Source organism: Thermoanaerobacterium sp. PSU-2, from assembly GCF_002102475.1.
Lineage (GTDB): Bacteria > Bacillota > Thermoanaerobacteria > Thermoanaerobacterales > Thermoanaerobacteraceae > Thermoanaerobacterium.
Genome location: NZ_MSQD01000001.1, coordinates 286839 through 312956 on the forward strand (window position 1 = coordinate 286839; position 26118 = coordinate 312956).

At 35.2% G+C, this 26118-nt stretch carries 28 protein-coding genes and 1 riboswitch; of the genes, 3 read left to right on the forward strand and 25 right to left on the reverse strand.

From position 1 onward, the window contains the following. Nucleotides 1–66 precede the first annotated feature (66 nt). Nucleotides 67–1152: a VIT1/CCC1 transporter family protein gene (locus BVF91_RS01570; RefSeq protein WP_085111779.1), complete on the forward strand. Its 1086-nt coding sequence runs from the start codon at nt 67–69 to the stop codon at nt 1150–1152. A 3-nt stretch (nt 1153–1155) separates the two neighbouring features. Here BVF91_RS01570 and BVF91_RS01575 read toward each other — a convergent pair whose 3' ends face one another. From BVF91_RS01575 to BVF91_RS01685, 23 genes are all read right to left on the reverse strand, one after another. Next, on the reverse strand, nt 1156–1662 hold the full coding sequence (locus BVF91_RS01575; protein WP_085111780.1) for a hypothetical protein: 507 nt from the start codon (nt 1660–1662) through the stop codon (nt 1156–1158). Between the two features lie 12 nt (nt 1663–1674). Continuing rightward, nucleotides 1675–2286 carry a J domain-containing protein gene (locus tag BVF91_RS01580; RefSeq protein ID WP_085111781.1) on the reverse strand — a complete coding sequence of 204 codons (612 nt, stop codon included), beginning with the start codon at nt 2284–2286 and terminating at the stop codon, nt 1675–1677. Beyond that, the gene (locus tag BVF91_RS01585; RefSeq protein WP_085111782.1) at nt 2262–3164 is read right to left on the reverse strand and encodes a DUF5685 family protein; all 903 of its coding nucleotides are present in this window, start codon (nt 3162–3164) and stop codon (nt 2262–2264) included. Before BVF91_RS01585 ends, BVF91_RS01580 begins: the two co-directional genes overlap by 25 nt. A 79-nt stretch (nt 3165–3243) precedes the next feature. Beyond that, nucleotides 3244–3735 carry a QueT transporter family protein gene (locus BVF91_RS01590; protein WP_085111783.1) on the reverse strand — a complete coding sequence of 164 codons (492 nt, stop codon included), beginning with the start codon at nt 3733–3735 and terminating at the stop codon, nt 3244–3246. A 66-nt stretch (nt 3736–3801) separates the two neighbouring features. Beyond that, nucleotides 3802–4197, reverse strand: a complete 396-nt coding sequence (gene vapC, locus BVF91_RS01595; protein ID WP_085111784.1) for a type II toxin-antitoxin system VapC family toxin — start codon at nt 4195–4197, stop codon at nt 3802–3804. After that, entirely contained in the window at nt 4187–4402 is a 216-nt protein-coding gene (locus tag BVF91_RS01600) for a type II toxin-antitoxin system VapB family antitoxin (RefSeq protein WP_085111785.1), read from the reverse strand. Before BVF91_RS01600 ends, vapC begins: the two co-directional genes overlap by 11 nt. A 105-nt stretch (nt 4403–4507) precedes the next feature. Then, the gene (cobS, locus tag BVF91_RS01605; RefSeq protein ID WP_085111860.1) at nt 4508–5266 is read right to left on the reverse strand and encodes an adenosylcobinamide-GDP ribazoletransferase; all 759 of its coding nucleotides are present in this window, start codon (nt 5264–5266) and stop codon (nt 4508–4510) included. A 13-nt stretch (nt 5267–5279) separates the two neighbouring features. Further along, nucleotides 5280–5846 carry a bifunctional adenosylcobinamide kinase/adenosylcobinamide-phosphate guanylyltransferase gene (gene cobU, locus BVF91_RS01610; protein WP_085111786.1) on the reverse strand — a complete coding sequence of 189 codons (567 nt, stop codon included), beginning with the start codon at nt 5844–5846 and terminating at the stop codon, nt 5280–5282. Between the two features lie 24 nt (nt 5847–5870). Next, nucleotides 5871–6920, reverse strand: coding sequence for a threonine-phosphate decarboxylase CobD (cobD, locus tag BVF91_RS01615; RefSeq protein ID WP_085111787.1), 1050 nt, complete (start codon nt 6918–6920; stop codon nt 5871–5873). Between the two features lie 10 nt (nt 6921–6930). Then, nucleotides 6931–7662 (reverse strand): AIR synthase related protein, encoded by a 732-nt coding sequence (locus BVF91_RS01620; RefSeq protein WP_085111788.1) that lies wholly within the window; start codon nt 7660–7662, stop codon nt 6931–6933. 9 nt (nt 7663–7671) lie between these two features. Further along, complete coding sequence (locus tag BVF91_RS01625) at nt 7672–8157, reverse strand: ECF transporter S component (protein ID WP_085111789.1); 486 nt, start codon at nt 8155–8157, stop codon at nt 7672–7674. Next, a complete protein-coding gene (gene cbiB, locus BVF91_RS01630) occupies nt 8158–9108 on the reverse strand; it encodes an adenosylcobinamide-phosphate synthase CbiB (protein ID WP_085111790.1) in 951 nt (316 codons plus the stop codon). Nucleotide 9109: 1 nt separating this feature from the next. Continuing rightward, entirely contained in the window at nt 9110–10624 is a 1515-nt protein-coding gene (locus BVF91_RS01635) for a cobyric acid synthase (protein ID WP_085111791.1), read from the reverse strand. Next, nucleotides 10614–11996: a cobyrinic acid a,c-diamide synthase CobB gene (locus tag BVF91_RS01640; protein WP_085111792.1), complete on the reverse strand. Its 1383-nt coding sequence runs from the start codon at nt 11994–11996 to the stop codon at nt 10614–10616. The genes BVF91_RS01635 and BVF91_RS01640 overlap by 11 nt, the downstream gene beginning before the upstream one ends. Further along, entirely contained in the window at nt 11989–12789 is an 801-nt protein-coding gene (locus tag BVF91_RS01645; RefSeq protein WP_085111793.1) for an ABC transporter ATP-binding protein, read from the reverse strand. Before BVF91_RS01645 ends, BVF91_RS01640 begins: the two co-directional genes overlap by 8 nt. 1 nt (nt 12790) lies before the next feature. Beyond that, a complete protein-coding gene (locus tag BVF91_RS01650) occupies nt 12791–13741 on the reverse strand; it encodes a FecCD family ABC transporter permease (protein WP_206198997.1) in 951 nt (316 codons plus the stop codon). A gap of 40 nt (nt 13742–13781) precedes the next feature. After that, the gene (locus BVF91_RS01655; protein ID WP_085111795.1) at nt 13782–14732 is read right to left on the reverse strand and encodes an ABC transporter substrate-binding protein; all 951 of its coding nucleotides are present in this window, start codon (nt 14730–14732) and stop codon (nt 13782–13784) included. A 150-nt stretch (nt 14733–14882) separates the two neighbouring features. Next, a riboswitch (cobalamin riboswitch) is annotated at nt 14883–15054 on the reverse strand. A gap of 402 nt (nt 15055–15456) precedes the next feature. Next, nucleotides 15457–16119: a hypothetical protein gene (locus tag BVF91_RS01660; RefSeq protein WP_085111796.1), complete on the reverse strand. Its 663-nt coding sequence runs from the start codon at nt 16117–16119 to the stop codon at nt 15457–15459. A 67-nt stretch (nt 16120–16186) separates the two neighbouring features. Beyond that, nucleotides 16187–16822 (reverse strand): hypothetical protein, encoded by a 636-nt coding sequence (locus BVF91_RS01665; protein WP_085111797.1) that lies wholly within the window; start codon nt 16820–16822, stop codon nt 16187–16189. 288 nt (nt 16823–17110) lie between these two features. Beyond that, entirely contained in the window at nt 17111–17974 is an 864-nt protein-coding gene (locus BVF91_RS01670; RefSeq protein ID WP_085111798.1) for an Rpn family recombination-promoting nuclease/putative transposase, read from the reverse strand. 193 nt (nt 17975–18167) lie between these two features. Beyond that, nucleotides 18168–18719 carry a hypothetical protein gene (locus BVF91_RS13250; RefSeq protein WP_085111799.1) on the reverse strand — a complete coding sequence of 184 codons (552 nt, stop codon included), beginning with the start codon at nt 18717–18719 and terminating at the stop codon, nt 18168–18170. A gap of 382 nt (nt 18720–19101) precedes the next feature. Then, entirely contained in the window at nt 19102–21045 is a 1944-nt protein-coding gene (locus BVF91_RS01680) for a PD40 domain-containing protein (protein ID WP_085111800.1), read from the reverse strand. 2 nt (nt 21046–21047) lie between these two features. After that, nucleotides 21048–21536, reverse strand: a complete 489-nt coding sequence (locus tag BVF91_RS01685; protein ID WP_085111861.1) for an RNA polymerase sigma factor — start codon at nt 21534–21536, stop codon at nt 21048–21050. 252 nt (nt 21537–21788) lie between these two features. Between BVF91_RS01685 and BVF91_RS01690 the strand changes: the two genes are divergently transcribed. Next, on the forward strand, nt 21789–22346 hold the full coding sequence (locus BVF91_RS01690) for an RNA polymerase sigma factor (protein ID WP_085111801.1): 558 nt from the start codon (nt 21789–21791) through the stop codon (nt 22344–22346). Next, a complete protein-coding gene (locus tag BVF91_RS01695; protein WP_085111802.1) occupies nt 22343–23095 on the forward strand; it encodes a DUF4367 domain-containing protein in 753 nt (250 codons plus the stop codon). Before BVF91_RS01690 ends, BVF91_RS01695 begins: the two co-directional genes overlap by 4 nt. A 232-nt stretch (nt 23096–23327) precedes the next feature. Here BVF91_RS01695 and BVF91_RS01700 read toward each other — a convergent pair whose 3' ends face one another. Next, nucleotides 23328–24779 carry an amino acid permease gene (locus BVF91_RS01700; protein WP_085111803.1) on the reverse strand — a complete coding sequence of 484 codons (1452 nt, stop codon included), beginning with the start codon at nt 24777–24779 and terminating at the stop codon, nt 23328–23330. Nucleotides 24780–24938: 159 nt separating this feature from the next. Next, nucleotides 24939–26075 carry a THUMP domain-containing class I SAM-dependent RNA methyltransferase gene (locus tag BVF91_RS01705; RefSeq protein WP_085111804.1) on the reverse strand — a complete coding sequence of 379 codons (1137 nt, stop codon included), beginning with the start codon at nt 26073–26075 and terminating at the stop codon, nt 24939–24941. Between the last annotated feature and the right edge of the window lie 43 nt (nt 26076–26118).

The following is a 26118-nucleotide window of genomic DNA, read 5'->3' on the forward strand; positions in this document are numbered from 1 at the left end:
TTATATGATGCCTTGTATGTTTATGTTAAATAATATAAAATGAAATATATGGGAGGAGGAGTTGAAATGCAGGCAATCGAAAAGGCCAAAAAATTTTACTACGATGAATTAAATGCAAAGCAGTTGTACTCTTACCTTGCAAAAGTAGAATCTAAAAAGGAAGTAAAGGAGTTATTTGAGGAACTGTCAAAGATTGAGGCAAATCATACGAAGTTTTGGTACGACTTTTTAAGCGATAGAGGTGTAAAGCTAAAACCAAAAGTGCGCGCTAACAGTCTGTGGTTTTATAAAATTCTGCGGACACTCCTTGGAAGCCGCCTTTTTATAATACTTTTAGAGATGCAGGAATCAAACAGCACTGATGAATACTATGAATACTACAAGGACCCCATTCTAACAGAATCAGAGCGTCAAGGTCTCGCTTTTATTATAGAAGATGAACTGGAACATGAAAAAAATTTAGGCAACCAAAACAAAGAAGCGAATTTCTCCAATATACGAGACTTTATACTTGGCATGAACGACGGATTGGTAGAAATATTAGGAACTGTCACAGGTCTTTCGGCTGTGTACCAAAGCAAACCGCTTATCGTCGGTGCATCTGGCCTTGTGGTAGGTATTGCAGGCGCATTGTCTATGGCAATAGGCGCATATACATCTGTAAGATCTCAAAGACAGGTAAATGAAGGCATCAAAAGCAAGATGGAGCTTCTATTTAACGTATCAAAAAATAGAGCTAAAGAAGAACTTCTAAACAAGTTAAGTGAATCAGGCATACCTGACGATATAAGTCAAGAAATCGTAGAAAAATTAGGCGACAACGAAAATGCCATGGCAAATTTGCTGGTGGAAGAAGTAAAAGAAAATGAGATAAAATCAGCTTTGTACACAGGCTTGGCGTATTTGGTAGGACTTTTCTTTCCCGTCATTCCCTACTTCTTCATCACTTCATCATCGGTATTAGCATTGATTCTCTCTGTGATTTTCGCCGCTATAGCACTTTCTATCGTAGGTATGGTAGTCTCAATAGCCTCTGAAAGCCTATCCATAAAAAATAAAATAATCGAAATGGTATTGTCAGGTTTAGGAGCGGCAGCATTGTCTTACCTATTCGGAACTTTTGTGCAGTTTGTATTTGGCATTAATGCGTAGTCATTAATGCCTTTTTACCTTTTTCAGATAAAATGACACAAAAACAGTATATGCGTAATCGTAAATTACAAACGATACTTGCAGCAATGCAAAAACCAACACTGTGGAATAAGAGCCTGTAAATATATTTGCAGCAAAAACGTATTTAAACACCACATAAATGATAGATAAAGATAGATTGAATACAATAAGCTTTAAGACGTATTCAAAAAATCTATTTAATGACAGCCTTTCTATGTACGATTTTACGATTCCGTAAAATCCAAAAAAGCACGCATAATAAAAAGCTATAATCTTGTTTGGTATCAATATAAATGCCAACAACGATGTAGCAAAATAAAACGCTGCTCCTACATTAGCATTTGCTTCTATGACCATTATAGATACAGAAAAGGAAGATAAAACCAGCAGAAAAAGTCTACTGGTAGGCATTGCTGCAGAGATGAAAAGCAAAATCACATTTACAGCAGCAAGCATACCCCCTAAAGAAAGCGACCTCTCTCTTGACATAAAATCAACTCCCTAAAAGCATCTAAACATATCTCCGCCCATACATTCGCAGCATGTGTCACAAGCCCATATAGCAAAAAGAGTCTGACAGCAATCATCGTTCATCGTCTTTCGGTAAACATCACCTTGGTAAACACCTCTTTGCATCTCCATGTTGTTTAATGCTTCACGGTACTCAATATTGCCAGGATCCATGTTGACAGCCGTCCTAAAGCAGTTATACGCCTCCCCAAATCTTCCTCTCCTGTAATTTACATGACCGTAGAGATAATACCACTGTGCACTTCTATCAGTCATTCGGTTTAAGATAGCTTCCGCAGCGTACAAATCATTTCTGTTAAGAGCATTTATTACTTCATAGTACATGGAACTGCTGTCACTGTATGAACTATTGCCACTTCCATAAGTTCTATCATTGGTGTAATCACTTCTAAAAGCTTCTCCTTCCATTATAGCCTTATACGCATCGTTAATCTCCCTCAGTTTCTCCTCCGCTAAATCTTTAAGTGGATTGTCTGCATACTGGTCAGGATGATATTTTTTTACAAGCTCTCTATATGCCTTTTTTACTTCTTCAATTGATGCTCCCTCTTTAAGTCCTAAGACTTCGTACGGATTTTGCATGATTTATCTCCTTCCATAACCCTCATAAATTCCATGTAAAGTCCAACTCTAAAAATATTGTCGATTATTCCAACATTCTTTTTGAACTTCAAATGCTCATACAATTTAACTATCGTAGAAAGCGTAAAAGTCAAATTAAATTTTGTCCACTCCTTGATCTCATCCAGTGTATGTTCCAGCTCATCATCGCCTGTTTGTTTGTAAGAAAGATTGTACTGATATATAAAAGGATTGTAACTGCCGTTTTTTAAATCATTTTTCAAATCATCGTAGGCATCTAAAATATACACAAATCTTCCTAAGTGATATGCGATTTGACCGATTTTAGCATAATCTTCATCGCCAATTTTTAGATCCTCTTTTAGAAACACTTCTTTCATGACATTGGCAAATGGTTCAGAAGCCACATCAACAGATGAACACTTCGTTTCTTCTAATCCCTTTAAAGCTTCTAAATACCTTTTTATTTTTTCCGCCTTTTCTAAGTATGACTTATACGCCTTTCTATATTTTGTCTTAAAAAAAGACTCCAATAAAGCTGCGTTTAAAGATTTATCATCTTTTTTGTCGTCCAAAAATTTATAGTACATAAGTATTGCATTCATATCTGCCGCATAAGCAATATACGGGTTTTCTTTCATAATAGGTTTTTTCTTAAACGGATTTGCCACACAGCTTTCTTTTCTTATGCATATCTCCTCGTCAGACAAGGCCGATAAAAAAATTGCAAGATACGTAAGCTCATAGTTCAAAGTCAATCGGCTTATCTCGCCATATTTTCTTCCGATTTCCTTGCATAGGCCACAGTAATACGCCTTAAAAACATCGTAATCTTTTATCTTCATCTCAGGTTTGTAAGGCTTTATATATCCAAACATAGCATCTTCCTCAAAAAAATAATCCTGATTTTATTTTATCAGGATGTAAAAGCTATTTCAAATTAAATATGTATTAAGTCTATCCGATAACGCTTTTTATCTTGTCATTTTTATCTATGTACAAAAGCAATGGTAATCCCAGCACATAGCACGCTATCATCTCACCTAATCCAACCCATAGCATCGAAGCTACAAGAGGAAGTTTGTAAAGGAAATTTAATTCTATTCCGATGATGATTCCATTTATTACAACAGGCGGCAACGGTGCTAAATACCGCTTATATCTAAGATTCGATTTGCCAATATAATACGTTATTACAGCGCTAATTAGCGTCGCTAAAGAGCCAAAAACCACATCGAATATTCCATTTCCGCCTATCATATTTGCAATTATGCATCCAACAAAAAGTCCAAAAATGGAATACGACGAAAAGAAAGGCATGATTGTCAATGCTTCAGCAACCCTTACTTGAACTTGCCCATAGCTTATAGGCGCAAGGGCCACTGTGACGGCTGCGTACACTGCAGCGATCAATGCTCCGTAGACTATCTTCTTAGTTTTACTGTTCAATTTTATCTCCTCCGTAGTTTTGTTTATAGACAGGATTTTGCGAACTGTCTTTACTCCATTATACAGTTAAACGGCTATATGGTCAAACAGTTTAACGCCGTCTATCATTTTAAAATGTCCATCAAATGAGAATATCATCATATCATTTTTTATCGCTAAATAAGCAATAAGCACATCTGACATTGGTATGGTTTTGCCATCTCTCCTCAATTTAAAAGAAAGTTTTCCAACTCCAATCCAATCCTTATCATCACATGATACCGTCGGTATCGAATCAATATACCTTTCAAGCATCCCTCTCTCTTTTTCTGTCTTCACTCCTTGAAGAAGTTCAGCAATTATAAGGCCTGTTATATAGATTCTGCCCTGCAAAAGCATATCATCGATAATCTCAACAATCTCTCGTTTGTCCCTAAAATATTCTATCCATACAGATGTATCAACAAGTATTTTATCTTTCATCGATTTCCATGCTCCTTAATTTTTCAATGTCTGAAGAATCTATTGAAAAGTTTATCTTTCCCTTAAGTTCCATCAAATGCTGCAATTTTTTCATCCTTATGGCATCCTTCAACGCCTCTTCAACAGCTTTCGACCTGTTGTTGGTCTCATACAGCATTTCAGCTTCTTTGAGAATATCCTCAGATACATTTATTGTCGTGCGCATAACATCATCTCCTTCATACTTATAATACATCAATATGTTATGATAATCAAGATGATAAATTTAACCTTAAAATTATTCATGCTTTATCTGAACTTTTTTAAAAACCTACAATTTTATGGCGCTCATTAGATACATCGAAACAGCAATCACAAGCTCTGCAAATTCATTGACAGCACCTAATGTATCACCTGTCATACCACCTATTCTCATAGATATGTACTTAGTGATAATATACGTGACAATTGATGAGATAGCTAAAAGCTTCAGCAACACTGTAAAATGGACAAAAATCATGCCAACAAACGATGTAAATAATAAGCTTAATATTAATTCCACGATAGATATTTTGCCAATGATAAGTCCTCCCAGCCCTTCTCCACCTCTCGCTGATTTCGATGCATACGCTGCTAAAATTATGGAAAAACGTCCAATAAGAGGCATCAATATCAATGTAGAATATATGTTGCCTTTGATGTCATTTAAAAGCAATATCTTTAAAATTATTAAAAAAACCAAAGCGAGAACTCCATTCGTCCCAAGCCTTGAATCCTTCATTATCTCAAGCATTCTATCCCGACTTCTGTTGCTAAAAAGACCATCGAATGTGTCTGCAAACCCATCGATGTGCATAGCACCTGTCAGAATGTACGATGATGCTACAGCTACTGTGACGGCTATTTCCCGGGGAAATATATTTTTAGAAGCAAAAAACATGAAACTTGCAACAGAGCCAACAACCCCACCTACAAAGGGAAAATATTTGACCATCCTGTGAAAGTCATTTTTATCTGCATCAATTTGAATATTAATAGGTATCCTTGTCATAAATTGAAACGATAATATAAAAGCCTTTATCTCATCCATCTTATTCATCACATCACCGTAAGCTATTATTTTTTATTTCTAAGGGTATGCCTGAAACCATAAAATAGACATAATCGGCATTCTCAGCAATTTTTTTGTTCATTCTACCTGATATGTCCCTAAATATCCTTCCCAATTTATATTCTGGGACAAGTCCCATTCCAACTTCATTTGTCACGACTATTACATCTTTATCCTTCTCTTTAGAGGCTTTTATAAAGCCATCAACTTCCCTGCTTATTTTTTCTTCGGCTCTTACTACATCTTCTAAATCTTTCTCTTCCCACGTCATATCTATCTCTAAAAGCAGATTAGACACCATCACTGTCAGACAGTCTAAAAGCACAGCTTTCTTATCTGTGCTTCTTATTATATCAAAAATGCCTTTGTAAGCTTCTACTGTTTCCCACTCCTTTGGCCTTCTTTCTCTGTGCCTTCTAACTCTTTCTTTCATCTCATCGTCAAATGGTATAGATGTGGCTATGTAAAGGACACTGTTCCCAGCATATTTTACAGCAAGGCTTTCTGCAAACTGGCTTTTGCCAGACCTTGCGCCACCTGTCACCATAATCAAATCCAATAAAAACACCTTCTTTCGGAAAAATCATTTTAGAACTTCTTTTATAGATTCTACCAGTTTTACATTGTCACAATGGCTTTTTACAGCCACTCTAAAATACTTATCGTCCAAATACCTGAAATTTGATGCATCTCTTATCAGTATCCCTCTTTTTAACAATTCTTCTTTTAAATCATTAACTCGCCGGTTCTTCAACTTTATAAGCATAAAATTGACCTGCGTGTCAAAAACGACTAATTCATCTACCTTTTTAAGCTCTTTCGTCAAATAATTTATTTCCTCTTTTATGTATTTTCTCGTATTTTTCATAAATTTGACATCATCAAAAATCTTTCTCCCTGCTGTATCAGCAAAAACATTTACCGTCCAAGGCTCTTTATAAGCTTCCAATCTCTTTATCAAATTTTCACTTCCAAAACCGTATCCTAAGCGCAATCCAGGCAGCCCAAAGAATTTAGTGGCAGCTCTTACTACAAAAAGATTATCGTAGTCATTTATAAGATCTAAAGACTGGTATTCTTCATAATCGCATATAAATTCTATAAACGCTTCATCTATCATCACCGGCAAATCAAGCTTTTTCGCTTCCTTCACCATGTATTCCACATCTTTTCGCTTTAATGCCTTTCCTGTAGGATTGTTTGGATTTCCTATGATGATAGAATCCACTTCTTTGAGGCGATTTGCTATTTCATTTACATCAATCACGTATCCATTTTTTTCAGAAATCCGGTAGTACAAAGGATTTCCGCCTGACAATGTAGCTGCTCTTTCGTATTCCAAAAAAGCAGGTGATGGAATAAGAGGCTTTTTAATAGAAAATGCCCGTACAAAAAGGTAGATAAGTTCAGAAGCGCCATTTCCTACTATTATATTTTCACTTTTCAGCTCTGTATATTTTGAAATAGAATTTTTTAATTTTGTGTAGTTTACATCAGGGTACTTTGTCAAATCCGCAATATCAATGGAATCTTTTATACACTCCGGAAAGCCAAAAGGATTTATGTTTGAGCTAAAATCTATCACATCTTTATCGTAAATATAAATATTGCCACCATGTTCGTATTTATCCATTCAATTCACCTCAAAAGAGTCTTCCTAACCGAATAAATGGCTTGTCTAAGAGATTTTTAACTATCTGCCTATCATCTTCTTTGTAAACTACAATGCAACATGTGGAAGGTCCACCTGACTTTTCATCATCAATCTCGTCATCGTATTTTCTTAATAAATCTAGTCCAGAAGTAAATTTAAGAACATCAAGCTCATACTTTACTCCCTTTGACCCTACAGGAATTGCTTCTGCTATTTCATTGCATCTAAATATTTTCACATAGTCTTTAAGGGAAAGAATATCATTAAAACGCAAAACCTCTTGTCCAACACGGGGGTAACCAAAAAGTCCTACTTCCATGCCTGCCATAGCCTTTCGCACTTTCAAATCCTCTTTCGCTGCCCTTCCAATTGCTGTCACGCCAACACCTGTCATAGTTGAGGGGAAATTTTCCTCTGTGCTGCCAGTTAAAGCAACGTCATATATCTCATTTTCAACAAGCTCTTTTTTTATTCCATCTATGATCTTAATGCCAGTGGGATTCATTTCATTTGACAAGGCATCTGATATTGCGATTGGCCAAGCACCAATACACAAAAGCTCTGATAATGCAACTTTTATGGCTGCTCTACCTACCATCTCAGCATCTACCTTTAAAACATCATTTTCCTTTTCCCCGATTGCACCTGTGCTGTCACATGATACGGCGAATGCAACATCGCCTTCGTGTATGATTAAAACATCCCTGTACTTCTCTATCATATACATCTATCACCTTTTTATCATTTTTAAAACTGTCTTATAGATGATAGACGCTAAAAGGACATTTGCAAAAGATGCAATAGTAAGCGGCAACACCATCTGAATGAAAAATCCCCAACCGTACTGCGGTACAAAGATAAGTGTTGCAACGGGCCCATTTAATATGGTACCAACAGCGACTGCCACATAGCTGTTAAACTTCTTATACGCCAATGAATAAAAATATGCACATACAGCCATCGACACAGCAATGATGATGTGATTTGGTATTCCAAGCGGAAAGCCGGATGTAAGTGCAGTAAAAATGTGGCCTAAAGAAATGACGATTGCTCCTATGTATCCTCCAAAATAAAGGGACGCAAAATATCCCGGCAGTGAATCAAACGCCACCGTATTGTAAACTTTAATCATGGCACCAACGGCACTCATGGCGATAAGCATAGCCACAAGCGTCAATGTTTTAACATTTTTAATCGTTGTTGTCTTTGTATTCATCTATATACCTCCTGTTAATATTGTTTTAAAAGAAAAGAATAAAATAAACCCCAGAAAAGATGTCATATACATTATCTTTACAGTATCCTTGATGTGTTTTAATTCAAGTGCTTCTTTGCCATCTCCCAACTTAGGTTTCAGTTCAGGCTTTCCAAAATAGTAGTTAAGCCCTCCCAACTCCACATTTAGCGCACCTGCAACAGCAGCTTCCCCGTGTGCACTGTTGGGACTTTCGTGCTTTAATCTATCCCTTTTTAAAATGCGAAAACTATTTTTATAATCATATCTCAGCAAAAATGATGATGCTACAATCAAAAGCCCTGTTATCCTGGCTGGCAGGAAATTTAAAATATCGTCAAGCTTTGCAGAAGCATATCCTATGTTTAAATATCTTTCATTTTTATAGCCAACCATCGAGTCAAGTGTACTGGAAGCCTTGTAAGCCAATGCCAACGGCGTACCGCCTATAAAAGCGTAAAACAAAGGCCCAATTATACCATCAGATATGTTTTCCGCCACTGTCTCAATGACACCTCTTATGATATCACTGTAGCCTAAATTTTCCGTATCACGGCTTACAATGAAAGACAACATCTTCCGAGCTTCAACAATGTTGTCTTTTTTAAGAGGATTGTATACTCTCATAGCTGATTTCGCTAAATCATTAGTTGCAAGGCAAGTGTAGATGAGAAGCATATCTAAAATCTTGCCCAAATAGACATTTATTTCTTTTACAATGTAAATGATAAAGTACCCGCTTATATAGCTTGTAAAGACAACAATGGCACACAAGAAATAACCGGCGATTCTTTCTTGCCTTTCAGTTTTAGCAATCTTTCTAAATTTGCACTCTAAAAAGCTGATTAGTCTTCCCATGAGTCTTACTGGATGAGGATATCCTGGCGGATCGCCTATCATTAAATCTAAAAAATATGCAGCTATCACTTCCATATCAAAGACTACCTTTCATTATCTGGTAAATTTTATTTATGTCTAAGCTCTTTCTTACTACATCTGCCAACCTGTCGTACTCTCTTTCTTTAAACTTCCTGTAGTCTTCAATGTAATCTATATCTTTTAATCCCTTTGAGCTTCTTAAAATATTTACAAGTCGCATTGTGAACTCCGTGTTTTCAAATATTCCATGCATATACGTACCAAACACTTTCCCATCACTGCTTACACATCCGTCACTGACAGATATTTTTTCATCGTTTCTTGTAATGATATTGGAAAAACTTTTTTCTCCTGTAGAACTTATGCCCATGTGTATTTCGTATCCATCTACAAACAGTTCTCTAAGCGGCGATAAAAAATCAGGCAAATCATCAGAAATTTGAGCTTTCACCTGTGTTGTGATCTTTTCATTTAAAATAACTGTCTCTATGTCTAATAATCCTAAACCTTCCATCTCACTAACAGGTCCTTCTATGTGTTGTGGATCAGATATCCTTTTTCCCAACATCTGATATCCTCCACATATGCCGATTATAAGCTTTCCCATTTTTCTCAAATTCAAAATCTCATGGTGAAGTCCGGCATCTTTAATCACTTTAAGGTCACCTATTGTATTTTTCGTACCTGGTATTATCAATACATCGCAGTCGCCGATTTTCTCCCCTTTATTTACGTACCTTACATTTACATCTTGAATCTTCTTCAATGGTTCAAAATCAGTAAAATTGGATATGTGGGGAAGATTTAAAATCGCAATATCAATAGCCCCACCGCTTTTTCTCCCGTAATAAGCATCCGTTGCACTGTCCTCCTCATCAACATATACATCCATGTAAGGAACTACGCCAATGACATCCTTTTTAATTATGTCCTCCAGCATCTTTAAGCCCGGCTTTAATATCTCTAAGTCGCCTCTAAATTTGTTTATTATGACGCCTTTTACCCTTTCTCTTTTATCATCATTTAAAAGCAATAGTGTGCCTGCTATCGATGCAAAGACACCGCCTTTATCTATGTCGCCTACTATCAATACCGGTGAATCCACCAACTCCGCCAATCCCATATTTACAACGTCTTTTTCTCTAAGATTTATCTCAGCAGGACTTCCAGCACCTTCAATCACTACTATGTCGTACGACTGGCTAAGCTTGTCAAAATCCTCTTTTATCATGCTTAAAAGTTTCGGCTTGAATCTCTGATAGCAAGATGCATCCATGCTGTCATAAACTTTTCCTCTTAGTATAACTTGACAATTTTTGTCTGAACTTGGCTTTAAAAGTATAGGATTCATAAGCACCGACGGTTTTATGCCTGCAGCTTCAGCTTGTACAGCTTGTGCTCGTCCCATCTCCAGACCCTCATCTGTTATAAAAGAATTAAGAGCCATATTTTGTGACTTAAATGGTGCAACTGAATATCCGTCCTGCTTAAATATCCTGCAGAGAGCAGCCACCAACAAACTCTTCCCAACAGATGATGCCGTACCTTGAAGCATTATCTTAAGTGCCATACTTTTCCATCTCCCGACCATAATCTTTGCAATGGTTTATAAATCTGTCTACAGCATTCGGGTATTTCAATAAGTTGATGTGAACATAAGTACCTAAACAATTTTTGTACACATATCCGCACAGCCACTTTTCTTCAGAATGTGGTTTATGCACTTCATATGCAAAATCATCGTGTATCCCCGACATCTTCGAGTTGTGAAAAACATGACCAAAGATGACATCTCCTTTTTTAAATAACACATTGTCCTTTACGACTTCCGCCTCAGCGTAGCCAAAATTGACTAATCTTTTCGTCATGATGGCATCTAAATCGAATATTCCCACCATATTGTATCCATCTCCATTTAGATCAACAATTTTTTTCGCAAGGTACATAAAACCACCGCATTCCGCATAGACTGGCATTCCCTTTTCAATGCTTCCTTTAATTGAAGATAACATGGAATGATTTTTGCTTAATCTTTCAGCAAAAACTTCTGGAAATCCTCCACCTAAGTAAATTCCAACCACATCTTTAGGAATAGCTTCATCACGTAGAGGACTAAATGGGATTAGTTCTACTCCTGCATCAATCAATGAATCTAGGCTATCCTGATAGTAAAAATTAAACGCCTCATCGTATGCAAATGCAATCTTGATATCTTCTTTTGTCTTTGCTGCCGCTTTTCCATCGTCTAAATCATCTTTTTTCAATTCCACATCGCATGCATCGAGAATGCCATCTACATCTATGAACTCACCTATTCTATCGTACAAAATGCTGAAATTGTGATCTCCATTTGTCTCATATATAGGCATAAGACCAAGATGTCTCTCGGATAGACTTATCATATCATCCTGTGGAAGGTATCCAAATGCCTTTATACCCAAATCTCTTTCGACACATTCTTTTAAAAGCTTGTAGTGTTTTTCACTGCCAACCCTGTTGAATATTACCCCTTTAATCTTTACATCTTTATCGTATTCTATATAACCTTTAACTAAGGCAGAAACACTTGCAGCCATTCCAGATGCATCTACGACAAGTACGACAGGTAAATTTAAAAGTTTTGCCACATGAGCACTGCTGCCATAGCTTGTATTATTGATTCCGTCGTACATCCCCATGACGCCTTCTATGACTGCCACATCCCCAGATAAAGCATGGTTTAAAAAGGACTTTTTTACGTACTCATCTCCAAGCATGTAGACATCCAAATTGTACGAAAAATTGCCAGATGCAAATCTGTGATATGCCGTATCTATGTAATCAGGACCTATTTTAAACGGAATGACTTTGTACTTTCTAGAAAGATATCCTATTATGCCAATAGTAATGGTAGTCTTCCCCGCACCAGAATGAGTCCCGGCTATCATAAATGCTTTACCCACTTGTTAAACCATCCCCTTGTCTTTTTGAAATAACAATAAGCGGTGTATCTGTAATGGGATTTCTGATTACATCTGCATTCACAGAAAAAGCCGTCTTCATATTTTCTTCAGTTATAACTTCATTTGGCGTCCCAATTGATATAATCTCTCCATCTTTCATTAGCAAAATAAGATCGCAAAATTGAGATGATAAATTGATGTCATGAAGGACAGCAAACACGAGTATTCCCTTTGTGGTCAACTGCTTAAGTATTGAAAGCACTTCTATCTGATATTTTACATCCAAATGTGAAATCGGCTCATCCAATAACAAAATCTTAGGCTCTTGAGCCAATGCCCTTGCGATGTAAACCCTTTGCCTTTGCCCACCGCTTAATTCATTTACGTATCTATCCTTAAGATCCCATGTGTTTGTAAGAATCATCGCTTCTTTTACGCTTATTACGTCTTTTTCGGTTTCTCTTTGAAATCTCCTTAAATAAGGAGTCCTTCCCATCATCACAACGTCGTAAGATGTAAATTCAAAGTCAAAATACATATCCTGCGGAACATAGCCAATAATCCTCGCCCTATCTTTCGAACGCATTTTATAGACACTTTTGTCCATTATAAATACATTGCCTTTGCTGGGCTTCAAATAACCTGAAATGTTTTTCAAAAGAGTTGTCTTGCCAGAACCATTGCTTCCCAATATACCAACCATTTTATATCCATCTATCTTAAAATTTACACCTTTTAAAGCCTGAATATTGCCATAACTATAATGGAGATCTTCAACATTTACTATTGTCATTTCACTTAACCTCTTTATTTTTATTTTTGACAAGAAGGTATAAGAAAAACGGACCACCGCAGGCAGCAGTTATTATGCCAACTGGTATTTCTACAGGAGCCATCACAGTCCTCGCCAGTGTGTCAGCTAACACCAAAAACGCTGCACCCAAAATACCGCTAAAAGGAACTAAAAATCTGTTGTCAGAACCTACAATAAGCCTCGATATGTGTGGCACTATAAGCCCTACAAATCCAATTATACCACCTGCTGAAACAGAAGAAGCCGTTATTAAAGACCCTACAATCAAAATAATTTTCTTTACTCTTTCAGTATCTATTCCCAAATGCTCCGCTATCTCTTCACCTGTCATAATGACATTGAGATCTCTTGAAAACACGTATAACGTTATACACCCAATAAATATGATTGGCACTGTGTAAAAAGTCTGACTCCAACTAATAAGGCTAAATCCACCCATTGTCCAAAAGACTATCTGGGACATCTCATCATGGTTTAAAAGCATCATGAGAGAAATAATAGATGACATAAAAGCACTGATGGCAATGCCTGCAAGAAGCATCGTCTGCATTTTAATGTAAGGTCCTTTTTTGGATATGATGTACACTACGTAAATAGTCATGATAGCAAACGCAAACGCAAAAAATTGAAGACCAAGAAGCCCAAACCCCAAAACAATGGCAATAGATGCTCCAAATGCAGCTCCTGATGATATGCCTAAAACATAAGGATCTGCCATAGGATTTTTTAGAAGACCTTGAAAGAATGTACCTGCCACAGAAAGTCCCATCCCTGTAAAAGCAGCTTCAATTATTCTTGGGAATCTGAGATTTAACAATATCATCTTGTCTGTAGCATTGCCACCGCCAAAAATGACATCAATAATGCTTTTTAATGGCATTTTGACTGCACCCACTGATGCAGAAAACATCAAGGATGCAATCAAAACCATTGCAGAAATTATCAAATAAAAGCTTTTTCTCACTTTCAATTTATTTAAATGCCTCCGGATGCAAATCTTTTGCAATTTCTTCCAATCCTAAGACAATTCTATTAGAAGGCTTAGTGACAATGTCATCGTTGGATATTATAAATATTTTGCCATCTTTCGCCGCTTTTGTATCCTTATAACCTGCCATATTTTTTATTTCATTGGCGTTTGCAGCATGTGGTGATGTGATTATCACATCAGGATTTTTCTGTACCAGTTTTTCCATGCTGTACTGTGCCCATCCGTTTGCATCGCTGGCTACATTGTTTCCACCAGCCAATGTTATAAGCTCATCGATGAATGTTCCCTTGCCAGCCGTCCAGTTCCCATTTGTATCAACAACATAAAACACATTTACTTTCGGCAAATCCTTCACTTTATCATTGATCTCTTTAATTTTATCTTTCATGCTGCTTATTATTTCATTTCCCTTTTCTACATTGCCTGTTATCTCACCTAATATCTTTATTGAATCATATATTTGGTTTATGTTTTGAGCTTCCAATACCACCACTGGTATGCCTGATTTCTCGATAGTCTCCATCTGGTCCTTCCCAGAAAGATTTGATGCAAAAACTATATCAGGTTTCTGAGCCATTATAGCTTCAATATTAGGCCCTTCATATCCTCCAACTTTCGCAACGCTTTTTACCTCCGGCGGATAATCGTCGTAATTAGTAACACCAACAACATTTTTGCCAGCGCCAATTGCGTAAATCAGCTCGGTCGTTGATGGAGATAAGGATACGATCCTCTTAGGCTCCTTTTTTATCGTAACTTGCCTACCCATAAAATCAGTAATTTTCAATGGGAATGTAGCCTTAACTTCCGTCTTCACAGAATTAGCATTAGTAGATGCTTTTTCCTTTGTAGTTTGAGAACATGAAACAAGACTTAATGAAAGAACTGCTACTATGATGAAAATCGAAATATTTTTAATCCACTTTTTCACTTAGATCTCTCCTCCTAAATTATTTATAAAGATTTGAAACATAGCCAAAGCACATAAACATTAACTCAAAAAACTAAGGCATACCGAGAAGGTATGCCCCATATTTTCCAAAGCAAATATGTATCACATTACCAACCTCCCCTCCGAAGGTGTTTTTCACATCTTAAGGCAGGTCTCCTGGCTTGCGACTCATCTTTAGCTCAACCTTCCCAGTTTCACCAGTGGTTTTTTGAGCCTCATCATCGCTTACAGTAGCGGGGGCTGCAGCGGCTTCTCACCGCTTTCCCTATTAACCTTTCGGACCTTAAGACCATATTTAGTTTAACTATATTATATCTTTAATGCAAAATTGCGTCAATGAAAATAAACGGCCTTTTTTTTGCAATAATTTGTCATGAATTTTTTCATCTCATCCTGTATAAATTTTTACTACTGTAATATCCAAAATCACAAACATGATGAATACCGCTAAAATAATTGAAATCAAAATAAATGCCTTTAAGATAAACTCTCTGTATTTTTTCATCCCGCGCTCTGCCTCCAATTTCTATAAAACAGATTATCTATATAACGAAAATTTCACGAGATTAATTTCCTCTCTGAATATATAGACAAATTTCTTCCTCATTTTGTTACAGTTTTTTAAAAAAATTTTTATGTATAAAAAAATAGCCCAAAGGGCCAATTATCAAATGAAATGTGCAGTATCAAAAAGCACACTGTTTTAATGAGTTTCAAAACGCAAATCCGATGTAAGTTCGAAACTATCATAGTAAAAGTACAATATCCCTGATTTAGTATCCAAAAAGAATAGTTTATTAGTCGTATAGTTAGTTCTAAAAGAAGTTGAACCTTTGGACTTTGTATTTGTATATAAATAATAGTATCCATCTTTTTTCACTTTTGGAAATGGATATTTTTCCCCAAGCGTTAAATTAGGTTGTGGCAGTGATTTTGCTAATAAGTACGGGATGACAGAACCAAACTTCCATCCTTTTTCTTCTGCAGCTTTTATGAAATCATCCATTTGGGTCTTATTGAACTTTAAAATGATATAATGCAATTCTTCATCCCTATCACCTGTATAGTTATTCTCCAGCACATTAACTGATCTTGGAATGTAGATGCCAGTTTGGGAGGCGACAAAATATTGTGGCCCAGAAAATATCTTAGAAAAAATCAGTATACACAATCCCAAAGTAAAAAGAATACCAGCCGTTATCCCCCACCATTTTATGAGATTTCTATTTCCAAATCGCCTCCATTTATAAAGCGAAAAGCCAAGCCAAACAATCACCAATACAGCTACATTAATAAGAAATATTTCATATATGTAAACCATGCGATTGCCTAAATTGCCTAAATACAATTGCGTATGCAGATTCATTGATATCACCTCACATCATATAGCGAATGTAGTAGCTGTTCAAGAAAAATAGCCCCATTAAGGGACATCAATACATTTTTATATCAAAATTTTGCAGCAATAAGTCTTCTTCCCCGCCATCCCATTTTATTATCAATTTTATAGGCTTTTTGATTGAATCTAATATTTTCTGCCTTTCATCTGCATCTATTTGAGAGAAATTGGGTAGCCATGTAGATCTGCTAACATCAATACAATTATCTTTTTTCTTTGTATTTGGTACATTTAAATCTATTCTCTGTTGAATTGGTGTTCCAAAATACACAAGTCCAGATACTACATAAGGCTCAAGCCCTTTATCAAGAAATACAACAATTTTAATGTTATTTAATTTTTCCTTACTAATGTTCTCAACTCTTATAGTATAATTCAGTGAAGTGAATTCATTTGAATCTTGTGTTTTTTGGATGTCTTCAGCAGAATCCAAACCATTCGTCTTTGTATTATTATTTTTCCCAATCTCAATCGTTGTATTGATTTTAAAATGTTTGCTTTTCGTCGTATAATTCAAATTAGGTGCATCGTTTGTTTGATATAGATAAATTTGAAAATGACTTTTATTATAGCTGTAGTAATCATAATATATAAAAAAGCTCAATACAACTACTGCTATTAAACATAAGATTATTATGCGCTTATTTTTTATAAAATCACCTCCAGCCATATTCTTCAGTTATCCTATCACCCATACGATAATTGTACTCGGCTTGTTGTGTAATCCAATTTTCATCATAATAATGTGGTATGACATTAGCATAAAGATCTGCAGGAAATGGCGCCAATTTCTGTTAATAATATTATAAACCAATTATCGTCATCTGGGAAGGTGCTAAATTAGGTCAATTTTTCTGTCACCCTTTGTCAATCTATGTAATATATTGTCGAAATCGCCACCGTTTTTCGGTCATAAATAAACCACATAAAAAAACAGGCTTGAAGCCTGTTTATGATCCTAATTCATCAATTTTTTTATCTCATCTTTTGACAACTCTGTAATTTCTGCTATTCTGTCGATGTCCATACCTTCTTTTAACAACTTCTTTGCTATTTTTATACTTTTTTCTTTTTCGCCTTTTTCAATACCTTTTTCAATACCTTTTTCCATGCCTTCTCTAATACCTTGTTTAATGCCCTTTTCTAATATCATTTTGTACGTCTCAGATTCTTCAATCCTAAACATCCTCATCACCTCCGAAAAAACTTTCTCAATAACTTCTTTTTTAAAGACTATGCCCGATAATATCTCTGCCTTAAACGCTATGTCTTTCTTTTTGTTTATGTCTAATGGAATATCTTTTATAGCCTCAACACATCTTTCCAGATATTTTTCTCCTTCTTCTTTCCTTCTATTTTTGTCCATCAGCGGAAGAAGGGAATACAAGTCATAATAGTCTGTCTTTAAAACATCAGTATATTTTATGTCACCAACATTTATTGTTCTATATTTATAGTCTAATATGTTCTGTTCTCCAAAGTCGTAATTTAAGCTACTTTTGATGTTTGCATTATCTTTGCCTATATAAATTACTATCTGATATGGCAAGAGATCATGCTTTTCCATTATCTCCAGGGAATATCTTAGCATCCTGTAAGGCATCTTTTCATCATTTTTCGATTGAAATTCTATGTGCACAGCCACATTTCCTTTGTCAGTAGTACATTTAAATATCATATCGCTGTCTCTGCGTTCTACTCTTGCAAATTCTATATTTAGTTCATCAATCTTTGTGTATTGGAGACCTAAAAAATAGCTCATTATGTCATCAGCCATATCAGAAAAAATATTTTTCATCGTTATATCGTATTTCTGGCTCATACTTCTTCCTTCCATCTCTCTTTATCTTACCTTTATTATATCATACGAATATTAAAAATACAGATTATTGCTCTAACATTTTTATATCAAAATTTTGTAACATTAAGTCTTCTTCCCCACCGTCCCATTTTATAATCAATTTTATAAGCTTTTTGATTAAATCTAATATTTTCTGCCTTTCATATAAATTGATTTAGTTTGTAATATCGTTATGGACTGTAATTTCTTTTTTCTTTAATTGATCGACGTAAATGTATATTGTGAAATCATTCTGTTCTTTTATCAATTTGTCTAATTTATCGTCAGAAATGTCTGGCATATATATGCTAAGAACAGAAGACATTGTCTGATTATTGTTATTGTTGGGATATACATAAGCTATGGGCGTCATATTACTCCCTATCAAATCTGCATATTTCTTGGGATATATTATTTGAAATCCAATTTTATGATTTTTTATAGCATTATTTATTCCAGGTAGTGTGTATGTCACAATAAAATTTAATCCCTGTCCTACTTTATCGGAAACCTCCATTTGACACCTTTGTATTGATAAATTGCTTACTTGCACATTGTTAAGAAAAAATTTTTCTTCGTCTTGTTGTAATTGTTTCATATTTGTTGATATGGTTGTATAATTAACGGTATTTCCCTTGTGTGCGAAAATAAAATACAAACCCAGTAATACAATCACGATGCCAACAATTGTGAAAATAATTGTTTTCTTTTTAATTTTTATTGACATTGAAACGTCCTCCAATCTATAATCTACAATCTTCCATGGTATTACACTTTCTTCCTTCAGACAATCAATTGCGTATCTATCTTTATCACAAAGTGCAAAAATATCCTTGTTTTAAGAGATTAGCAAATAGACCTTTAGGACTAAAATCGTACCACCCTAAAACTTTTTTCGCTAAATTAGCTCTCCATAATATAAGACAAATTTTTAAAGAATTTGTTACAATTTTTTAAAAAAACTTTTTAAGTATAAAAAATAGCCTTATTGAGGGCATTAATATATTTTTATATCAAAATTTTCTAGCAATAAATCTTTTTACCCATCATGATTTGCTTTTTGAAGTATATAAGGTTAAGGATACTTTTCGTATCATTAACCTTATACATTATGGAATGCTTATTTCAAACTTTTCAGGATTGTATTTATAATAAAGATACTGATGGTTTGTATTTACATTAAACATAAGCGTTTTACCATCCCAAAAATTTGAGTTTAAAGCTTGAATGGTTGTGTCTTTAATCAATGTTTGCAAATCTATTTTTTTGTTATCATTTAAATCGTAGACATACGTTTTCGCTGTATTTTGTGCTGTTATATAGTTTGCCGCAAGGTATCTTCCGCTTTCATCGATCTTAAGTTCAAAAAATCCGCCGCTATTAATGCTATCGATCATTTTAAATTTCTTGCCGTTTAATTCATAACTTATCAACTTCACACTTGGTTTACCTGTATTTTGTATTGTAAATACAAGCGTATTCGTCTTGCTGCTGTACGCTATTGGTCCAAGTCTATAGTCTCCGTCTGGCAAATACTGCTTTGGAATGTCTGTTTTGTCAAATAGTTTTACATTGCTTTGTCCTTCTGCCATGTACAAAGATCCATTCTTATTTATATATTCTGCTTTGCTTAAGTTTTTTATGCTATCTATTATATATCCATTGCTGTTGGGTATCAGATAGTACCTCGATTTTTCTATAGAGTAGTAGCTTTCCATCGTATATGCATAGTTTAACTCAGCATCTACATATATCTTTCCGTTTTCCGTGCCTGACGACAGTATTGTGTATCCCACCGGGTGAGGATTTGATATTGTAAGCAGCTGTGGCGGATTTTTCATAAGCATTCTCGCGAAATCATCGTCTCTAACTACAAATGCTTGTAAATACCTTCTTACAACATCTTGTGCACTGATTTTTTCTTTGCTTATATCTATCTTCATTAAGCGCATAGCATTGCCGCCTGTGTCTACATTTGCATTTTTGAGAACAAATATGCTATTTGAGCCGCTGTTCCAGACAGGATCAAAATAGCTGTACAACCCATTCGTCTCGAAAGTTTGAGCCTCATCAGAAGGTTTTATGCTTTTTAGCCAATCTTCAACAGCGATTTCATTAGATATATTAGACGTTACCTGTCTTTTAGTGGCAAAATTTACTGTGTCTGTAACCCATATATTTGAAACTGATTCTTTTACGCTTATATTATCTTTTATCTTATCTGTTTTTAACTCGCTTTTTTCGTATGCAATATAATTGCCATCCGGAGAGACGGAAGGGAATCTTCCATCATCGACAATCTTTTCTTTGTTATAATTCAAATCTTTGTATATTATTTTATTGTCCCTTTCAAATACAATTGCATCAGCACCTTTGATAAATGAGCCATATGAACCGTCTGCGAGTTTAGTGGACTTCAATGTTTTTAGATCTATTTCATTTAAAGAAGACTCTTTTATATCAAATCCATGTGTCTCTCTTGGTGATATGACTTTTCTTGTATAGATAATTTTATTTTCATCAGGTGAAAACGAAGGTTCATCATAGTAAATAGACACTTCATCACCTTTTAATATTACTGTTTCTTTATTTGTTTTAAGATCAAGCAAATAAATATTTCCGTTTGAAGAGTAAACAAGTTTATCGCCATCGTTAGAAACACTAACATAATTAATTTCCCTATTTGAAATCTTTTTAAAGCCTTCTTTGTTGTATTCAAATAAGCCTTTATCACTTATTGGCATATAAATTGTTCCATTATATTCAGTAATTCTTCCGTTGACTCCTCCGCCGATATCCACAAACGACATTTGATTAGCTATCTTGAGATCTGCTGCGTTGACTTTTGGAATGATTGTGTCAGGAATCTTCTTGATATCAAGGGAGTAAAACACCGTCAATAGGCATGCCACAGCAGCCATTCCTACAAAAGTTCTTTTTATCCAATTGTTATTTTTTTTAAATCTCTTGCGGAGCTTTCGCTTTAGTTCCATATTAACAGGTATTTGCTCTTTTATTTTATTAAGGTTATTTTCTATTCTATTCTCATCCATTTTTATCCCTCCAAACATATATTGACTAGTTTTTTAAGCTTTTGTACAATCCTATATGACTTCATTTTGACTGCATCTTCTGTTTTATTGAGTATTAGCGATAATTCCTTGTTTGTCATATTTGAAAAATACTTTAGGTTTATGATTTCGACTTCCTCCTTTTGCAGACTGTATATTGATTTCTTTAGGCAATTCAGCTCCGCCTCTTTATCAAATTTATCCTCAAAAATATCTGGATAGGCGTATTGCTCAAGGCTTTCACCTATAGCTATATCTTTTTCCTTTTTATAGAAGTCGATAACTGTATTTCTTGCTATTGTAAAAAGCCACGATTTAGGACTAGCATTAAGGTTTCTGTACTTTTCATAGGCTTTTTTAAAAATGTCGCTGACAATATCATCTGCATCCCATCTGTTGCCCACTTTGAAATACACATACCTATACACATCATCAAAATAGCTTTCATACATATCTAAAAAATCATTTTGCACCATTAAACCTCCCTCCGTATATAAAGACGAATCAACCAAATCATAGTAACACTTTTTCCTTCTAATATAATAAAATAATTTACGTTAATTTAGAAAGAAATACTCAGTATGAGTGAACTTATATCTTTTTTCATAAAAATAATCTTTAAATCTTTTAACATCGTTAAATATCCCACAGAAAAAGTTTTATGATATAATCTATTTGACATGCTTAAATTTTTATGGGCAAGCATGGACGAGGGAGGGAGGAAATTGTTTATCTTATTTGACACGATTACAGACGAAAGTCAAAGAAAAAAAGTCGAAGATATATATGTAAAGTACAGCAGAGATATGTTTAAAGTGGCATACAACATTTTAAACGACTATCAATTGGCACAAGATGCGGTCCAATCTGCTTTTATAAATATTATCAATTATATCGAAAAAATTTCTGATTATGACTGTAACAAAATAAGAGCATTAGTTGTTATTATAGTTAGAAACATCTCAATAAATATGTACAATAAAATAAAGCGGCAAAAAAATTTATTTATTGAAGATGCGGATGAGTTTTTCCATGATGACTCAGAGCCGTTTGACGAGAAGGTAATAAATGATGACATTTTTAGAAGAGTATCTGAAAAAGTAAAAGAGCTAAAGACAGAGTACGCAGACATTATTTCTCTAAAATACTACTACGGATACTCTAATAAAGACATCGCAAATCTTTTAAACATCACAGAAGACAATGTAAGAGTAAGACTGTATCGCGCGCGGCAAAGCCTTAAAGATGCTTTATACCAGTATAAAGGAGATGTGGAAATATGAAAGACCTTTACGATGAAAAGCTAAAATCTGAAAGCAAAATATTTGAGGCATTGCTGGAATATGCAGGGGCTTGCCATGTAAACAACATAATTAATGATCTGGAAGAAGCCAATGGTGAAGAAATACCTTACCCTGAAGAATTAAGCATTAAAATTAGAAAGATGTTAATACATCACAAAAGAAAAGAAGCAGTCAAAAAATTCTTCACATCGGCAAAAATGATCTTCCCAAAAGTCGCGGTATTCTTCTTTGTGGTTTTTATTGGCTTCACTGTGGCAATGACGACTGTTTCTGCTTTTAGAGCTCGCGTCTTTAACCTCATAATTGAAATCAAAAAAGATTATACAGACATAAAATTAAAAGAAAACAATGAACCCAGTACGTCTTCTTCCACATCGCTGGTTCCATCCAACTGGGAAAATGAATATTATCTTTCATACGTGCCACATGGCTTCAAGATAAGCAAGGTAGAATCACAGGAGGTAACCAAAATCATTCAATACACAAATGACAAGGGCGATTTCATAATTTTCAGTCAAAGCTCTAACGAAAACACTGACATGATGGTTGACACGGAAAATGCTATAACACAAAAGATTGATATAAACGGCTATGAGGGCATCTTAGTTCAAAAAAACGGTTTAAACACTATCGTATGGCGTAAAGACAACAATTTATTCTCCTTAATGTCGAAAATCGATAAGAACGAACTTATAAAAGCTGCCAATAGCATCAAACTGAAAAAATAATTTATTTTAACTGTAACAAAATTAATGATTATTTGTCTAATATATATGGAGAAAAAACTAACATAGAGGGGATTTAATGTTGAAGAAGAATTTTGTTAAAGCATTTATTATAGTCTTTTTAATCGTAGTCGTAAACTATGCGATATTTTACGGCATATTTTCTCTGTATATGTCCATTCACCCATAATAAAAAGGAGCCTTGGTCATCCAAGGCTCTATAATCATACTTTTTTTAATAAATGGTTTCGGTTTTCACACCTTTGTAATCATTTTGTGCCAGCTTGCTGTGCCTATATCCATAAAACACATATACGACAATTCCCAACACAAACCATACTATAAACCTTATCCACGTCTCAAGAGGCAGTGAAACCATCAAAAATACAGTTGAAGCAATGGATAAGATAGGCACTAACGGAACAAATGGACATCTAAATTTTCTCGGAAGTTCAGGCTTTGTGTACCTTAAAACAATAACAGCTACCGATACAAGGACAAAAGCAAACATGGTTCCTATATTCACAAGCTTTGCAAGTTCATCGATAGAGAAAAATCCTGCAACAACTGCTGCAAATAGCGCAACTATTATCGTACTTGCAACAGGCGTCTTGTGCTTTTCATGAAGTTTTGAAAGAAATGGCGGTAAAAGTCCATCTCTTGACATAGCAAAGAATATCCTGGTCTGTCCATACATCATAACTAAAAGAACCGTCGTTATTCCTGCTATCGCACCAAAAGAAACTAATCCCGACGCCCAGTTTATGCCGAGGCTTGTTAGTGCAAATGCCACAGGTTCAGGCGTATTAAGCTTTGTATATGATACGACACCTGTAAGTATTGCAACGACGACTATATACAAAATTGTACTTATTCCTAAAGACCCTAAAATTCCTATAGGCATATCCCTTTCAGGGTTTTTTGTCTCCTCGGCCGCCGTCGACACAGAGTCAAACCCAATGTAAGCAAAAAATATTATTGCAGCGCCTGAAAATACTCCCTTCCATCCAAATGGTAAAAATGGCTTCCAGTTTGATGGATGTACATGCCATACAGCGACAGCTATAAAAAACAATATCACCATTACTTTAAATATAACAGCAATATTATTTAGTATCGAACTTTCTTTTGTTCCAAAAAGTAGAATTATTCCCAAAAGCAATACTATGCCTATAGCCGGTAGATTTATTATTCCACCAGGTGCAGAGCTTGCCGAATTTGCAGCCCATACAGGTATGTTAATGCCAAAGCTGTGAAGCAAACTTGTAAAGTACCCTGACCAACCTAATGCAATGGCAGGTATAGCGAATGCATACTCCAATATCAAGTCCCATCCTATTATCCATGCGAATATTTCACCAAGTGCCACATAACTATAGCTATACGTAGATCCTGCTGCAGGAAATGTAGATGCAAACTCCGCATAACTTAGCGCAGCAAACGAGCATGCAATACCTGAAAGAACAAATGACAATATAAGACCTGGTCCTGCATATTTTGCAGCCGCAACGCCAGTCAATACGAAAATACCTGTGCCAATTATTGCGCCAATGCCAAAGAGAATAAGGTCAAACCATGATAGCGATTTTTTCAATGCGTGCTTTTTGTCCTGTGTGTCATCTATTATCATGTCAAGAGATTTTTTTCTTAATATATTTAAATTACCAGTGTTTTCCTTGCGAGCCATCTTATATTTATCCCCCCAGTTTTAATTAGATTTAATTATTTTAGATTGATTATTTAAAATAGGATATTTTATTTTATTATAATTAAAATTATATTGAGCCGCAAATAACTTTTTCACAACTATTAAAATTTTTTCGCAAAAACAAAAGACGCTTACGCGTCATTTTTTCGGCGGCCTTGGCCCAAAATACTGATAATATGTGGTTTTTATCATGCCATTGTATAGCTTCCTTCTTTTGCTTGCATCCCTTCCAAAAAGTTTTTCAAAATTTTCATGCGATGTTATTATATAGTAGGACCACGTATCAAGCCTCGTAAATACTCTTCCCATCTCCCTATACAATTTCTCTACCTCTTTTAATTCCCCCATCCTTTCTCCGTAAGGCGGATTGCAGACTATTATCCCATACTTATCATCGGTTTTCAGATCTTTCAAAGATCGCTTTGAAAATTTTACATAGTCACTGACACAAGCCTTTTTAGCATTGTCTATGGATAATTTCACTGCATCTTCATCGGCGTCATATCCATTTATGTTTAGTTTTACATCTTTTTTGATTAAATCAAAAGCTTCATTTCTCACGTCAGTCCACAGCTTTTTTGGTATCTGTCTCCATTTCTCCGATGCAAATTGTCGATATAGCCCAGGAGCCATATTTGCACCAATTAACGCTGCTTCAATAGGTATAGTTCCTGATCCGCAAAATGGATCCATAAGTGGTCTATCGTACCTCCAATAGCTTAGCATTATCATGGCGGACGCCAAAGTCTCCCTTAAAGGCGCCACATTTGACACAGCTCTATATCCTCTTTTATGAAGTCCCTCTCCACTTGTGTCTATCATCAGTACGGCTTTGTCTTTCATTAATGAAAATTTTATCTTGTATATTGGACCATCTTCCTCAAACCACTCTCTTTTGTACTTCTTCTTAAGCCTTTCAACTACCGCTTTTTTCACTATCGACTGGCAATCAGGCACACTAAAAAGCTTCGACTTAAGAGAGTATCCATCGACGGGAAACTGTCCATTTTCAGGAATCCACTCTTCCCACGGCAAAGACTTTACACCTTCAAAAAGCTCATCAAAAGTAGTAGCCGTAAATTCACCAACTTTAATGTATACCCTCTCAGCAGTCCTTAACCACAAATTTGACTTACATATAGCAGATATATCACCACTAAATGTAACTTTACCATCTTCTACTTTTACATCATCATAGCCTAAAGATCTTATCTCATCAGCCGTCACTGATTCGATTCCAAAAAGTGTAGGCGCTATCAATTCAATCTTTGACATATCACTATCTCCCATTTATTAATTCCAAATTTATTAATTCCAA